10 protein-coding genes are annotated in these 15,151 nt (G+C 72.4%); 3 read left to right on the top strand and 7 right to left on the bottom strand.

The features are described from left to right. Window positions 1–134 precede the first annotated feature (134 nt). Window positions 135–893 carry a DUF6227 family protein gene (locus ACZ4Z2_RS03660; protein ID WP_468071955.1) on the top strand — a complete coding sequence of 253 codons (759 nt, stop codon included), beginning with the start codon at window positions 135–137 and terminating at the stop codon, window positions 891–893. Between the two features lie 68 nt (window positions 894–961). Here the strand turns inward: ACZ4Z2_RS03660 and ACZ4Z2_RS03655 are convergent, their stop codons facing one another. From ACZ4Z2_RS03655 to ACZ4Z2_RS03635, 5 genes are all read right to left on the bottom strand, one after another. Beyond that, window positions 962–1,240 (bottom strand): hypothetical protein, encoded by a 279-nt coding sequence (locus ACZ4Z2_RS03655; protein WP_468071954.1) that lies wholly within the window; start codon window positions 1,238–1,240, stop codon window positions 962–964. Between the two features lie 186 nt (window positions 1,241–1,426). Continuing rightward, entirely contained in the window at window positions 1,427–3,574 is a 2,148-nt protein-coding gene (locus tag ACZ4Z2_RS03650; protein ID WP_468071952.1) for a PTS fructose transporter subunit IIABC, read from the bottom strand. Window positions 3,575–3,740: 166 nt separating this feature from the next. Then, window positions 3,741–4,688, bottom strand: a complete 948-nt coding sequence (pfkB, locus tag ACZ4Z2_RS03645; RefSeq protein WP_468071950.1) for a 1-phosphofructokinase — start codon at window positions 4,686–4,688, stop codon at window positions 3,741–3,743. After that, complete coding sequence (locus tag ACZ4Z2_RS03640) at window positions 4,685–5,476, bottom strand: DeoR/GlpR family DNA-binding transcription regulator (protein WP_468071948.1); 792 nt, start codon at window positions 5,474–5,476, stop codon at window positions 4,685–4,687. Before ACZ4Z2_RS03640 ends, pfkB begins: the two co-directional genes overlap by 4 nt. A gap of 224 nt (window positions 5,477–5,700) precedes the next feature. After that, the gene (locus tag ACZ4Z2_RS03635; RefSeq protein ID WP_468071946.1) at window positions 5,701–7,302 is read right to left on the bottom strand and encodes an MFS transporter; all 1,602 of its coding nucleotides are present in this window, start codon (window positions 7,300–7,302) and stop codon (window positions 5,701–5,703) included. A 62-nt stretch (window positions 7,303–7,364) separates the two neighbouring features. Between ACZ4Z2_RS03635 and ACZ4Z2_RS03630 the strand changes: the two genes are divergently transcribed. Then, window positions 7,365–8,342: a helix-turn-helix transcriptional regulator gene (locus tag ACZ4Z2_RS03630; protein ID WP_468071944.1), complete on the top strand. Its 978-nt coding sequence runs from the start codon at window positions 7,365–7,367 to the stop codon at window positions 8,340–8,342. A gap of 824 nt (window positions 8,343–9,166) precedes the next feature. Here the strand turns inward: ACZ4Z2_RS03630 and ACZ4Z2_RS03625 are convergent. Next, window positions 9,167–10,165: a sigma-70 family RNA polymerase sigma factor gene (locus tag ACZ4Z2_RS03625; RefSeq protein WP_468071942.1), complete on the bottom strand. Its 999-nt coding sequence runs from the start codon at window positions 10,163–10,165 to the stop codon at window positions 9,167–9,169. 191 nt (window positions 10,166–10,356) lie between these two features. Here ACZ4Z2_RS03625 and ACZ4Z2_RS03620 point away from each other — a divergent pair, with 191 nt between their 5' ends. Continuing rightward, window positions 10,357–10,875, top strand: coding sequence for a GNAT family N-acetyltransferase (locus ACZ4Z2_RS03620; protein WP_468071940.1), 519 nt, complete (start codon window positions 10,357–10,359; stop codon window positions 10,873–10,875). A 39-nt stretch (window positions 10,876–10,914) separates the two neighbouring features. Here ACZ4Z2_RS03620 and ACZ4Z2_RS03615 read toward each other — a convergent pair whose 3' ends face one another. Further along, the gene (locus ACZ4Z2_RS03615) at window positions 10,915–14,964 is read right to left on the bottom strand and encodes a wHTH domain-containing protein (RefSeq protein WP_468071938.1); all 4,050 of its coding nucleotides are present in this window, start codon (window positions 14,962–14,964) and stop codon (window positions 10,915–10,917) included. Between the last annotated feature and the right edge of the window lie 187 nt (window positions 14,965–15,151).

Raw genomic sequence — 15,151 nt, 5'->3', positions numbered from 1 at the left:
GGGCCGCGCGGGAACCAACCGCGCGGCCCGGTCGTTTTGGGTGCGTACGTTTTCTCGGTTCCCGGACATGATGTCCGACCGAGGGGCTACGGTATGCACCCACAAGGTGACATGCAGCAACGCCGGGAGAAACCTTGAGCGTTCCGTACGAGACGGCAGCGTACGAACCAGCCGAGTCGCCCGAGTCTCCGGAGGAGCACCTCGCGCGGCTCCTCGGCCGCGCCCTGAACTCCTTCGAACTGCCCGACGAGACGCTGCGGCAGCTCGACTGCGCCCTCGCGCACGACAGCTCACTGCACTCCGCGCACTACAGCTCGGGGCTGCACCGGGCGACGTACCGGCACACGTGGCTGCTCGCCGACGGCTCCGCGGTCACCCTGTGGGAGCTGGTGCACAACACGACACCCGGCAGTGACACCCAGCACGAGGTGTACACGGACGAGGAGGAGTTGCGGGCCGCCACCGCGCGGCTGCCGCTACCCCCGGACGCCCCGGACTTCGAACTGCCCGCGATCGTGGAGCTGGCGGCGTTCCCCGAACCGCGCCACGCGTACACACCGGACGACTCCGCGGACCATGCGCGGCGGCTGCTGCGGCGGGCGGAGAACCCTGACCCTCCGGGCGACGAGATCGCCACCCTGCTGCTGCGGACCGCGTTCGCGCACGAGATCACCCAGGCATTCGGCCGCCCCGACCGGTCCCGCCGGGGCAGTCGGCCCGGGTTGAGCTTCTCGCTGTACGAGCACGCGTTCCTGCTCACGGACGGGCAGGAGATCTCCCTGTGGGAGGTGGAGCACACGGCCACCCCGGACGGTCGCCATATGTGCGAGGTCTACACGACGGAGGACGCGGCCCGGGACGCGATGGAGCGCCGGGCGGGGTTACTCGGGTAGGGCCGCCGCGGCCGGCGTCGGCCCCGGCCGTGACGGGCCGGACGCGGTTGTTCAGGCCGTGCGGTCGTTCAGGCCATGCGGTCATCGCTGAACTGGCGGGCCAGGAACGCGAAGGCGTCCTGTTCGGCCGGGGTCAGCTCCACATGCTCGACGTGCGGGCCCTTGCGGCGCTGGTGGGGCAGGCCGCGAAGGCGCCCACCACGGCGCCGGGCCAACTCCCTGAAGCGGGCGCGATGCGCCTCGCCGTCCCGGCGCAGAACGCGGGCCAGCACGGCGACCCAGATGACCGCCGCGACGGCGAGGGTGGCCACGCCCACCAACTGGAGGATCGACACGTGCTCAGGCATGCCCTCCAGTAGACACCACCAGACGGGACTTTGAGCCCGGATGGTGACGTATCTCGCAGGTACGGCGTACAAGTCACAGGGGTCGTAAAGGCGCCCAATGGGGCGCACGGGGCTCACCGGGCTCGCGGCCGAACGCGACCGGCCGCAGCCCCCGAGGGGACTGCGGCCGGCGGAAGGTCGCGGGGCTCAGGCCGCGACCGGCTCCTTCGTCTGCGTCTCGGCGGCGGGAGCGGCCTCGGCGGCCGCGCCCGGCCCGGTCTTGCGCATGCCCTTCAGGACGATGACCAGGCCGGCCGTGACCGCCGTACCGACCGCGATGGCCAGCAGGTACAGGAACGGGTTGCCGATCAGGAAGGTGACCCAGATGCCGCCGTGCGGGGCGCGCAGGGTCGAACCGAAGGCCATGGTCAGCGCGCCGGTGACCGCGCCGCCCGCCATGGAGGCCGGGATGACGCGCAGCGGGTCGGCCGCCGCGAACGGGATGGCGCCCTCGGAGATGAACGAGGCGCCCAGCACCCAGGCCGCCTTGCCGTTCTCGCGTTCGGCGCTGGTGAACAGCTTCTTGCGGACGGTGGTGGCCAGGGCCATGCCGAGCGGCGGGACCATGCCGGCGGCCATGACCGCGGCCATGATCTTCATCGCGGAGTCGCTGGGGTCCTGGACGGCGATACCGGCGGTGGCGAAGGCGTAGGCCACCTTGTTGACCGGGCCGCCGAGGTCGAAGCACATCATCAGGCCGAGCAGGACACCGAGGAGGACGGCGTTGGTGCCGGAGAGGCCGTTCAGCCAGTCGGTCAGACCCTTCTGCGCCTCGGAGATCGGCTTGCCGATCACCACGAACATCAGGAATCCGACCACCGCCGTCGACACCAGCGGGATCACCACCACCGGCATGATGCCGCGCAGCACCCGCGGGATCTCGATCCGCTGGATCGCGAGGACCACACCACCGGCGATCAGACCGGCGACGAGACCGCCGAGGAAGCCCGCGCCGATCGTCACGGAGATCGCGCCGCCGACGAAACCGGGCACGAGACCGGGCCGGTCGGCCATGCCGTAGGCGATGTACCCGGCGAGGACCGGGACGAGGAAGCCGAAGGCGGCGGCACCGATCTGGAAGAGCAGGGCGCCCCAGCTGTCGACCTGGCCCCAGTCGAAGTGCTCGGTGACCGACTTGGCCTCGTTGATCTGGTAGCCGCCGATCGCGAAGCCGAGGGCGATCAGCAGACCGCCCGCCGCGACGAACGGAACCATGTAGCTCACGCCCGTCATCAGCCACTTGCGCAGCTTGGTGCCGTAGCCCTCGCCGGGTTCGCCCGCGCGTTCCACGGGGGTGCCGGGGCGGGCGGCGGCGGTGACCTCGCCACGCTCGGCCTTGCCGCGGACCTCGGCGATCAGTTCGGCGGGGCGGTTGATGGCGGCCTTCACACCGGTGTCCACGGTGGGCTTCCCGGCGAACCGCTCCTTCTCCCGTACGGGGACGTCATGGGCGAAGATCACGCCGTCGGCGGCGGCGATGACCGCCGGGTCGAGCCGGGTGAAGCCGGCCGAGCCCTGAGTCTCGACGACGATCTCGACGCCGTCGGCGTCCCGGCCCGCGTTCTCCAGCGACTCGGCGGCCATGTAGGTGTGCGCGATGCCGGTGGGGCAGGAGGTGACGGCGACGATCCGGAAGGGGCGGCCGGCGGGGGCGGGCTCGGGAGAGGCCGCGGGCGCCTGCGGCTCGGGCTCGGGCGAGGCCACGGGCGCCTGCGGCTCGGGCTCGGGCTCGGGCGAGGCCACGGGCGCCGCCGTGGACGTGGTCGTCGCCGCCTGGGTGGTGCTGCCCGCGGCGGCGTCGGGGGAGGCCGTTCCGCCCGACGCCGCCGCGGAGTCATCGGTGCCCTCGGTCTCCGCGTCGCCCCGGATGAGGGCGGCGGCGCGGGCCGCGTCGTCCACCGCGCGCAGGGCGTCGGTGAACTCGGCGTTCATGAGCTGACGGGCGAGGGAGGAGAGGATCGTGAGGTGGGCGTCGTCCGCGCCCGCCGGGGCGGCGATCAGGAAGATCAGGTCGGCGGGGCCGTCGGCGGCACCGAAGTCGATACCGGTGGCGCTGCGCCCGAAGGCCAGGGTGGGCTCGGTGACGTGCTCGCTACGGCAGTGGGGGATGCCGATGCCGCCGTCGAGACCGGTCGGCATCTGCGCCTCGCGGGCGGCCACGTCGGCGAGGAAGCCGTCCAGGTCGGTGACCCGGCCCTTGGCCACCATGCGCTCGGCGAGGGCACGCGCCGCCGCTTCCTTCGTCTCGGCGGACAGGTCGAGGTCGACCAGGTCCGCGGTGATCATCTCGCTCATCGCGGGCTCCTTCGCACGCGTATCGCCCGGGGGGTGCGGTGGGCGGGGGTGGGGACGGAAGTGTGGGGGGTGGGGAGAGGGAGGAGGGTGGGGAGAGGGAGTGGAGTGGCGGACGATAACCCGATTCCGTCACGGCTCGACGCCGCCGGGAGCGGCAGGACCACGCTCATGACACCGGCTCCTTCAGGACGCGGTCCACCGGCACCTCGGCCGTCACCGTCACCGCGGAGGGGTCGAGGTCGGCCGGGGTCGGCATGACACTGCCGGGGAGCTGGACGGCGGCGGCTCCGTGGGCGACGGCGGAGGCGAGGGCGTCGGAGCCGTCGCCACCGGCGACGAGGAAGCCGGCGAGGGAGGAGTCGCCGGCGCCGACGTTGCTGCGGACGACGTCGACGCGGGCGCTGCCGAACCAGGCACCGGAGGCGTTCACGAGGACCTGCCCGTCGGCGCCGAGGCTGGCCAGGACCGCGCCGGCGCCCATCTCCCGCAGCTCCTCCGCGGCCTTGACGGCGTCGCCGACGGTGGCGAGCGGGCGGCCCACGGCTTCGGCGAGTTCCTCGGCGTTGGGCTTGACCACGTCGGGCCGTTCGCGGAGCGCGGCGAGCAGGGCCGGGCCGGAGGTGTCCAGGGCGATCCGGGCGCCCGCGGCATGCGCACGGGCGACGAGTTCGGCGTACCAGGAGGGGGCGAGGCCGCGCGGGAGGCTGCCGCAGCAGGCGATCCAGGAGGCGTGGGCGGACTGGGCGCGGACGGTCTCCAGGAGCAGTTCCCGCTCGGCGGCGGAGAGTTCCGGGCCCGGTGCGTTGATCTTGGTGAGGACGCCGTCCGCCTCGGCGAGGGCGATGTTGGAGCGGGTCGCCCCGGCCACGGGAACCCGCGCCACCTCGATGCCCTGCGCGTCGAGCAGGTCCGCGACCAGGGCGCCGGGCGCGCCGCCCAGCGGCAGGACGGCCACGGTGCGCTGTCCGGCGGCGGCGACCGCGCGGGAGACGTTGACGCCCTTGCCGCCCGGGTCCATGCGTTCGCCGGTGGCCCGGATGACTTCGCCGCGGTCGAGGGAGGGGACCTCGTAGGTGCGGTCGAGGGACGGGTTGGGGGTGACGGTGAGGATCATGCGCGGTCTTTCCCCGTGCTCGTGCCCGGGACGCGCAGGACTTCGGTGCCGTCGCGTTCGATGGCGAGGGCGTCCTCGGGGCTGAGGCCGGTGTCGGTGATCAGCAGGTCGACGTCGCTCAGGGCGCCGAAGCGGGCGAAGTGCTCCTGACCGCACTTGGAGGAGTCGGCGAGCAGCACCACCCGGCGGGCGGCGGCGATCGCGGCCCGCTTCACCGCGGCCTCGGCGAGGTCGGGGGTGGTCAGACCGCGGTCGGTGGAGAAGCCGTTGGCCGCCACGAAGAGCACGTCGGCGCGGATCTCGCCGTAGGCGCGCAGCGCCCAGGCGTCCACGGCGGCGCGGGTGCGGTGGCGGACGCGGCCGCCGACCAGGTGGAGCTGGATGCCGGGGTGGTCGGCGAGGCGGGCAGCGATCGGCAGGCTGTGCGTGACCGCGGTGAGCGTGGCCTCCAGCGGGATGGCGGCGGCGAGGCGGGCGACGGTCGTACCGGCGTCGAGGACGACGGTGCCGTCGACCGGCAGTTCGGCGAGGGCGGCCTGCGCGATGCGGTCCTTCTCGTCGGCGGCGGTGCCCTCGCGTTCGGAGAGGTCGGGCTCGAAGTCCAGTCGTCCCACGGGGATGGCACCGCCGTGCACCCGCTGGACGAGGCCGGCGCGGTCCAGGGCCTTCAGATCGCGCCGGATGGTCTCGGCCGTGACCTGGAACTCCTCCGCCAGCGACACCACGTCCACCCGGCCGCCGTCGCGGGCGAGCCGGAGGATCTCCTGCTGCCGCTCCGGTGCATACATGTCCGTTCGCCTCCGACTGATGCCCGATTCTGTGGTTTCGCTCGGAGGCTACGCCCGGATGTCCGAAAAGTAAACAGGTCCGGGCATGACTCGGACACAAACGGGGCCAGGGGCTGCGCCGTCGACACCGGTCCCTCGCTCGCTCGGGAACAGCACGACGGCCCGGCACCCATGGGAGTGCCGGGCCGTCGTCACCGCTCAGCGGCGGTCGTCGTCCTCGTCGGTCAGTGGGCCAACTGCGGCTCGCGCTCCGCCGCTTCGCCTCCGGGCTCGACCTCGGCCTCGGCCTCGGCCTCGGCCTCGGCCTGGGCCTCACCCTCCTGAGCCTCTCCGTCCGCGGTCCCGGGGCGGGCCGGGAGGGCGAACATCAGCAGGAAGATCGCGACGAGCACCGCGGCCACCCAGCCGAGGGCGTACTCGAAGGCGTTGACGAAGGCCGGGCGGATCTCGGCGGGAAGGAGGTGGTCGTCCATGGCGCCGAAGAAGACCACGGCCACCAGGCCGAGACCGAGCGCGTTGCCCATCTGCTGCACCGTGCTGATCAGGCCGGACGCGGAACCGGCGTGCTCACGCGGCACCCCGGAGAGGATCGCGTCGGTCAGCGGGGCGACGATGAGCCCCATGCCCGCGCCCATCACGATCAGCGGGAGCGCCATCTGCCACGGGGTGATGGCGAGGCCGTACCGCTCGGACTCCCACAGGTAGAGCAGCACACCGGCCGCCATCAGCAGCGCGCCCGCCTGGAGGACCTTGCGGCCGAAGCGCGGGACGAGCTTCTGGACCGACATGCCGGCCGCGACCGAGACGGAGACGGAGAACGGGACGCCCGTCAGGCCCGCCTTCAGGACGCTCCAGCCGAGGCCGGTCTGGAGGTAGAGGGTCCAGACCAGGAAGAACACACCGAGCGCGATGCCGAACACGGTCTGCACGGCGATACCGGCCGCGAAGCTCTTCACCTTGAACAGCGACAGTTCGATCAGCGGCGAGCCGTCGCGCGCCGCCTTGCGCCGCTCGTACGCCACCAGCGCCGCGAACACCACCAGCGAGCCCGCCATCAGGGCGTACCCCCACAGCGGCCAGTCCAGCTCGTGGCCGCGGGTGAGCGGGTAGAGCAGCATCAGCAGACCGCCGGTGACGAGGGCGACGCCGACGAGGTCCAGCTTGAGGGCGTGCGGGGCCTTGGACTCGCTGATGAAGCGGCGGCCCAGGACGAGGCCGGCGACGCCGACCGGAAGGTTGATCAGGAAGATCGCGCGCCATTCGAGGCCGAGCGGGTTCCACTCGATGAGGAGGGCGCCGAGCAGCGGGCCGGAGACGGCGCCGAGGCCGACGATCGCGCCGAACAGCCCGAACACCTTGCCGCGTTCGTGCGCGGGGAAGGTGGCGTGGACGATCGACAGCACCTGCGGCACCATCAGCGCGGCCGTCGCGCCCTGCGCGATCCGCGCGGCGACGAGCATCTCCGGGTTCGCGGCGAGGCCGCAGAGCGCGGAGGCGACGGTGAAACCGCCGATGCCGAGGAGGAAGATCCGCCGGCGCCCGTGGATGTCGCCGAGCCGGCCGCCGGTGACGAGCCCGGCGGCGAAGGCGAGGGCGTAACCGGCGGTGATCCACTGGATCTGGCTGACCGTGGCCGCCTCGCCCCGCTGGATGGAGGGGATCGCGATGTTGACGATCGTGACGTCCACGAGGTCCATGAAGGCGGCGGTCATGACGATGGCGAGGGCGATCCACCGCCTGCGGTCGGCGCCCTCGGACGACGCGGAGGACACGTCGGGCGCCGTACGGGTGTCGCGCCCCTTCAGGGCGTTCGTGGTTGAGGTCATGTCATGAAGGTAGGACCCCAGTAGGTCAGATCGTGTCCTAGTGGTGCGGCATCCTCGAACTCATGACGACAGACACCCCGGCCCGGCTGCTCCAGCTCCTCTCCCTGCTCCAGACGCCCCGTGAGTGGCCCGGCGGTGAGCTGGCCGACCGGCTGGGGGTGTCCCGGCGGACGGTCCGGCGGGACATCGACCGGCTGCGGGAGCTGGGCTATCCCGTGCAGGCGTCCATGGGTGCGGACGGCGGTTACCGGCTGGTGGCGGGGAAGGCCATGCCCCCGCTGGTGCTGGACGACGAGGAGGCCGTGGCGATCGCGGTGGGCCTGCGGGCCGGGGCCGGACACGCCGTGGAGGGCGTGGACGAGGCCAGCGTGCGGGCGCTGGCCAAGCTGGAGCAGGTACTGCCCTCGCGGCTGCGGCACCGGGTGTCCACGCTCCAGGCCGCCACCACCCTCCTGACCGTCGGTGACGGGGCGACGGTGGCGCCGGAGACGCTGACCGTGATGGCGTCGGCGGTGGCGGGCCACGAGCGGCTCCGCTTCGCCTACCGTTCCGGCGAGGGCGCGGACTCACGGCGCCACTGCGAGCCGTACCGGCTGGTCTCCACCGGCCGTCGCTGGTACCTGGTCGCCTACGACCTCGACCGCGCCGACTGGCGCACCTTCCGCGTCGACCGCGTTCAGGACCCCTTCGCCACCGGCGCCCGGTTCGCGCCCCGCGAGCTGCCGACGGGGAACGCGGCGGAGTATCTGAAGCAGTCGATGCACCGCCGGCAGGAGACGTACACGTTCGAGGTGACGTTCGCCGCGCCGCGGGAGGTCGTCGCGGCGAAGTTGCCGGCCTGGTTCGGCACGCCCGAGCCTGTCGACGAGCACAGCTGCCGGTTGCGGGCCTCGGCCCGCGACTCCGTGGAGTGGCTCGCGGTACGGCTCGCCGTACTGGGCTGCGAGTTCACGGTCCAGGAACCGCCGGAACTGGCGGCGTACGTGAGGGAGTTGGGCGCACGACTGACGCGAGCGGCGGGCGGGCCGGGGGACGGGTGACACGGGCGGCGAGCGAGCCGACGGGTGACGCGGCGGAAAAGGAGCCGGGCTCCGGCGCCGGGGGGGGGAGGCGCCGAAGCCCGGCTGCGAGGAGTCCCGGCACTGGGGGGAGAGCGTCGGGACTCGGCTTCAGTTGGCTTCGGTGGTGGTGAGGTGACCTCGGTGGCGAGGTGACCTCTGGCGCCCCCGGCTCCCGGAACTTGTGTCTCCGGGTCCCGGGCCGTTCGGCTCCGGGCCCGGTGGAGTCGTGGGCCCGCAAGTCTTGTGCCCCGGGAACGGGGGGTTGAAGCGACGTAGTACGGCCAAGGTGTGGCCGATGGCCGACGTACGGCCGTGCGCCGGGGCACGATCAGCGCGGCGGGCCGGACGTGCACCGGGCGGTCGAACCGGCGGACGTCGGATCGGACAGGGACCGGGCCGTCGAACCGGCGGACGTAGGGCCGGAGTGGGGCCGGGCGGGCGCACGGCCGGACCTCGGGCCGGACGGACACCGGACGGACCGGGCGGGCGCACCGGCGGACCTCGGGCGGGACGGACACGGACGGACCGGGCGGGCGCACCGGTACGGGGGGGGCGGGGGGTACGCGCGACCGCCGGCCGGAAGGGGGCGCCGGGCCATCCGGGACCGGGCCGGCGGTGGAGGGACGGGCGGGGCGGGCGCACCGGTACGGGGGGCGGGGGTACGCGCGACCGCCGACCGGAAGGGGGCGCCGGGCCATCGGGGACCGGGCCTGTCCCGGCTGCGGGCGGTGGGGGCGGACGGGCGGGGCGGGGCGCGGCGGCCGTCGTGATCGGGCCGCCGCGTCGTGGCCCGGCCGGGCGGGTCAGGCCGCCGCGTCGAAGCCCGTGTCGCGCGCGAGCTTCTTCAGTTCGAGCAGCGCGTGCTTCTCGATCTGGCGGATCCGCTCACGGGTGAGCCCGTGCTCCTTGCCGACCTCGGTGAGCGTGCGCTCGCGGCCGTCCTCGATGCCGTACCGCATCTTGATGATGGAGGCCGTGCGCTGGTCGAGCCGCCCGATGAGACTGTCGAGCTCCTCGCTGCGCAGCAGGGTCAGCACGGACTGCTCGGGCGAGACGGCGGAGGTGTCCTCCAGCAGGTCGCCGAACTGGGTCTCGCCCTCGTCGTCCACCGACATGTTCAGGGAGACCGGGTCGCGGGCCCAGTCGAGGACGTCGCTGACGCGCTCCGGGGTGGAGCCCAGCTCCGCGGCGATCTCCTGGGGCTCGGGGTCGCGCCCGTGCTCCCGGTTGAACTCGCGCTGCACCCGCCGGATCCGGCCCAGCTCCTCGACCAGGTGGACGGGCAGCCGGATGGTGCGCGACTGGTCGGCTATGGAGCGGGTGATGGCCTGACGGATCCACCAGGTGGCGTACGTCGAGAACTTGAAGCCCTTGCGGTAGTCGAACTTCTCGACCGCGCGGACCAGGCCCGCGTTGCCCTCCTGGATGAGGTCGAGCAGGGGCAGACCGCTGCGCGGGTACCGCCGGGCGACGGCCACGACGAGTCGGAGGTTCGACCGGATGAAGATGTCCTTGGCCCGCTCACTGTCGGCGACGAGGGCCTCCAGCTCCTCACGGGTGGCGTCCGCCCTCGCCTCCTCCTCGCCGTCGAGGATCTGCTGCGCGAACACACCTGCCTCGATGATCTGGGACAGCTCGACTTCCTTGGCGGCGTCGAGCAGCGGTGTGCGCGCGATCTCGTCGAGGTACATGCCGACCAGGTCGCGGTCGGCGATCTCGCCGCCAGAGGCGCGAACGCTGCTTGCCGCGTCGCTCCCGCCGGTGGCGGGCGAACGACGAGCGGCGACGGCACGGGTTGCCATGCGTGCTCCCTTGCGATGGTGGGCTGGCAGGGTCGTGTCTGGTCCTACGTGTCTTGACAAGGCCGCTCGGACACTCTCCCGAGTGCCCGGCTTCCGAAGGAAACAACGACTGGAATCAGGACAGAATTCCCAAGCAGGCCCACTATTTTTCTGATCTTGCAGTACCCTGTGCGGCCACAGGAGGAGGCGTGATGTCCGCGGGGTCTGCAGAGGTGCAGGTCAGACCAGGAGTCGAGGCCGACCTCGCCACCCTCACCGACATCTACAACCACTACGTCCGTGAGACGCCCATCACATTCGACACCGCCGCCTTCACTCCGGAGGAGCGCCGTCCGTGGCTGCTCTCCCACCTTGTAGACGGTCGGCATCGCCTGATAGTTGCCACCACGGAGGATTCACAGCGAATCCTCGGTTACGCCACGAGCAGCGCGTTCCGTGCGAAGGCGGCGTACGACACGTCCGTCGAGGTCTCCGTGTACCTCGCCCCCGACGCGGGCGGACGGGGCGTGGGCACGCTGCTGTACAAGGCCCTGTTCGAGGCGCTCGCGACCGAGGACGTGCACCGCGCCTACGCCGGCATCGCCCAGCCGAACGAGCCGTCCACCCGCCTCCACGAACGCTTCGGCTTCCGCCACGTGGGGACGTACCGGGAGGTCGGGCGGAAGTTCGGCCGCTACTGGGACGTGGCCTGGTACGAGAAGGAGCTCTAGCTAGGGCTTCCCTCAAATGGTGGGGGTCTGTTCCCGTGCTCAGGCCTGACCCTGTGCCCGTGGCAGTCGCGGCAGCTTGGCCATGGCGGCGCGGATGGTGTGGGCGGCGTCGGGGACGTCGAAGCCGAGGCCGCGGAGGCGGGCGACCACCTCCGGGAGGGAGATGCCCAGCGCGGCGGAGGCGGCGCAGAGGTGTTCGAGGGGGACTGGCTGCGCCGGGTCCAGCCAGAACGTCGGGGTCGGCGGGAATCGAGCGTCGCGATCCAGATCTGGGCCGGACAGGTGCTTGGTGAGCAGTCTGAGGTCGTCCCACAGACCCTCCCGGTCGACCGAGTGCCGCCCTGCGAAGGCGGGGACGCGCAGTCCGTACGACTCCAGGCAGACCTCGATCTCGGTGACGGGCCGGTCCAGCTCGTACGCGGTGGTCAGCAGTGCGGCCACGGAGACTTCGGTGTCGTCCGTGCGGAGTGCCCTCCAGAGGTACAGATCCTTGTCCAGCAGGGCCTCGTCGAGGTCGGTGAGGGGTTCGGGGAGGACCAGCGGACAGCTCATCCCCAGCGCCCGCAGTTTTTCCGGCACGCCTGCGGGCGGCACCTCCAGCTCCTCGGCGCGGGCCCACACCTCATGCCAGTGCCGGGACCAGCGCACGAGCCAGCCGAAGTCTTCGTAAAACTCATGTCCGCCGAAGAATCGCAGGTCCTCCTGCGAAGGCCGGCCCGCGGGAGAGAACTTCGGCTTCAGCCCATACGCGGTGAGGACCGAGACGACGTCGTCCACGGGCATGCGGCATTCCCGCGCCGCTCCCAGGACGTCCCCGAGCGTCACGGGCTCGGGGCCGCCGAGCCAGGGCGGTTCCGCGTCGAAGTCCTCGCTGAGCAGGCGCAGATCGTCAGCGCACTGCGGCGCGGGCGGGTCGGTCACTGTCAGCCCGTAGGCACGCAGCCTCTGACAGACCTCGCGCACCGGCAGGCCGGTCAGCCTCGCGCTCCACAGCACATGCCCCGGCGGGACGTCGTGGTCACCACGGAACCACTTGCCCTCGCCTTCGCCGTCCTGGCTGAGCAGGAGGAGGTCTTCTCTCGCCGGGCGGTCGGGAAGGGTCTCGGCGAGCGAGACGTCGAAGCCGTAAGCCCGCAGGCGCTCGGCGGCCTCCCGGGTGCTCAGACCGAGGTGCACATGGGCGTGGAGGAACCGGTCAAGGGGCACTGGCTGCTCGGTGGAGAGCCATGCAACCCACTCGCCACCGAACAGCATAGGCGCATCGTCCTGGCCGGACCCGAGGAGACCGATGTCCACGGGGTCCGGTTCGCCGTCCGGGTACCGGTCCGGCTCCAGCGTGCACAGTCCCAGATCCACGGCACGGGCGACGGTCGCCCGCGGGCTCCGGCCGATCCGGGCCGCGATCTGCATGATCCACCCGGGGCGGGTCAGCTCCGTCGGGGCCATGGCCACCAGGACACCGTCCGACGGGGTGGCCGGCAGGAGAGGGCCCGCCTCGGACAGTTCCGGAACGACCCCGGTCAACCGGGCCGCCTCTCCGTGCGCGAGCAGCCGCCACAGCAGAACGGGGTCGGTGACCTTCACGATCGGATAGATGTCATCGATGGAGCGCTCGGAGAGTGAGCCGTCGCTCTTACTGAGGATTCCGTCGTCCACGGGCAGACAGCCGACCTCAGCGGGCCGGAACTCCTGGCCGCGGTTTAGGCGCAGCCTCAGGTCGGCTGCCATCGCGGCCTCGGTGATGATGTCGGCGACCTTGGGGTGGGTCTGCGCGACGGTGCACAGCCATCGATAACTGAGCAGGCCCGAGGGCGAGGAGGCCAGGTCGGCCGCGGCCGAGCGGAGGAGGTCTTCCACGTCCCCTGAGATGTCGCTGAGGATCTGCAGGCGGTCCACCGACAGCTTGGGCACGAGCTTCCCGGTCAGGTTGACCACGGCCCCCCGCAGCACGGTGCGTTCCGTGTGGTTCTGCGGATCCTTCCCCGCGAGCACCCCGGTCAGGCGGCTCGGCTCGGTCACGATCCCGTCCACCAGGACCCCGCCCCCCGACTCGACCCACAGCACCTCGGGGGCGCCGCCCTCGGGTGCGGGGCCCGGTACGCGCCCTCCGCCGGCGTTGATCGCGGTCTTCCGGTTCCCGGACCGCAGCGCGTACTCCCCCGCCGGCCATGTCGCCGAGCGCATTCCGTGTTCCGCCGTCGTCTCGAACTCGGCGAGGCCGAGCAGCCCGAGCAGTTCCGTGACGCAGGAGGGCGCCCGCTCTCGCAGATAGAGCCGTACCGTCGTCCCCGGCTCCCTGCGTTCCGTGCTGCGTTCGATGCGGAAGAGGTGGTGGGGGCCGTGGATGGCCACCTTGAAGCACGGCTCCGAGGTGGCCCCGTCCTCGCCCAGGCGCCGGGTGATCACCTCGATCTCGTCGGCGATCATGAAGTAGCTGAGCACGCCGATGCCGAAGCGGCTGACGGGGTGCATCTCGATGCCCGCGCGTTCCCAGAGGGCGCGTTCGTTGCGTACGTCCGTCAGATCGGTGAAGCGGGTGCCCGCGCGGGCGAAGACACGGCTCAGCTCGGACGCGCCCATGCCGATGCCGTTGTCCTCGCAGAGCAGATACGGGCGGCCGTCGGGGCCGACGCCCTGCTCGAAGCGGATCTTCCCCTTCCAGTCGTCGTCCGGGGTGCCGCCCCTCGACCTCACCGCCAGGAACCGGGTGCGGGCCTTGCGGTAGCGGCAGGCGTCCAGCGCGTTCTGGTACAGCTCGCGGATCGCGAGGCCGGGACTGCGGTAGAGCTGGTCGCCCATGAGCAGTTCCTGCACCCGGCGGGGGTCGACCTGGAACTTGCCGTAGCTCTCGAACTTGGGCCGGTCGTCGTCGCCGAGGGCGGCCTCCACGCCTTCGGCGGACGCCCGTTGCGACAGTGTCAGCAGCGGGGTGAGCGTGTCGTCGGCGCCGGCCGCGCGGCGGATGTCGTAGAGGAGGAGGTCGACCTGGCCGACATGGCGTCGCAGGGCCTCGACCACCGCCTCGTGGTGGCAGTCGGCGGCCTGGAGGACCATACGGCCGTTGTCGGTGTGCCAGGCGGCCTGCTCCACGGTCTGCCGCAGGTCGGCGAGGCCGACCGGGTAGGGGATGCCGAGGTTCTCCACCAGGTCGTCCGGGAGCGCGGGGATGTCGAGGGCCCTGGCGCGGGCGACGGCCAGGAGGGCGGCGAGACGTCTGACCCGCACCTGCTGCGGCACCCCGATGCCGCCGGCGACGGACGCGACGGCCTCCAGCCGGTCGAGGCGCTCCTGGCGGCAGGTCTCCCCCAGTGACAGCCGCAGCCCGTAGAGCAGTTGCCCGGTCCGGCGCCGGTGGAACAGCGCGTCCGGCACAGCGTCCGGCAGCGGCAGCCGGTCCAGCAGGTCCGCGTACGCCGTCCAGTGGTCCTCCGTGCCGCGCAGCCCGTGGTCCACCCACTGGTGGAACAGCCACCACCCGATGTCCGCCTCGGCGCCCCGCCGCTCCGGCAGCCCCAACCGGGCCCGGCGGACGAGGCGTTCGTGCCCGCGGTCGAAGTACCTCTCGAAGTCGCCGCGGTCTCCCCCGGCCCCTGTCAGCCGGAGGTCGGCGGGGTCGACACCGATCCGGCCGGCCGCCGTACGCGCCCACAGGGTCTGCGACAGGTACGGGGCGAGGGTCAGGAGCAGGACCTCGGCGGGCTGGAAGTCCCAGTCGGGGGCGTCCTCCGCGCACAGCAACTGGCTGAGCTGGCCGTGGAAACGGGTGGGGAAGGAACGGTCCCACCAGGGGTCGCCGGTCGCCTCCCACTCCGCCGCCTCGTGCAGGTCGGCGAGCGTGGCGGCGAGGTCGCGGGCGGCGGCCTGGAACGGCGCGGGGTCCCGGGCGGGCGGGACGGTGCGCCAGAGCAAGGACTCAGTGACCTCGCGCGCCCAGGGGTGAAGCGTCCCGGTGGGGTCGGCGGCCGAAGGGGGCGCGGACGCCGCGTAGTTGTTGATCACTAGCTTGTCCACGTCACGCGCCTGGAACGCGGTGCCGTGGACCGTGGTGTCGTGGATGCTGTTGCCGGCCCCGCCGCCCTGATCCGTCACGCTGTCCAGCGTAGAAGCAACTCGCCCCGCCACGTGGGGAAAGCCTGTCGCAGGGAAAGCCCGTCGTGGGGAAGGCCCGTGGCGGGGAAAGCCCGTGGCGGGGAAAGCCCGTGGCGGGGAAAGCCCGTGGCGGAGCGGCGGCCGTTGTCCGTCCGGCCTTCCTGGCGGAACGCCCCTCAGCCCAACG

The organism is Streptomyces sp. NPDC030183 (genome assembly GCF_055573455.1).
This window is presented reverse-complemented; position numbering and strand designations above follow the sequence as displayed.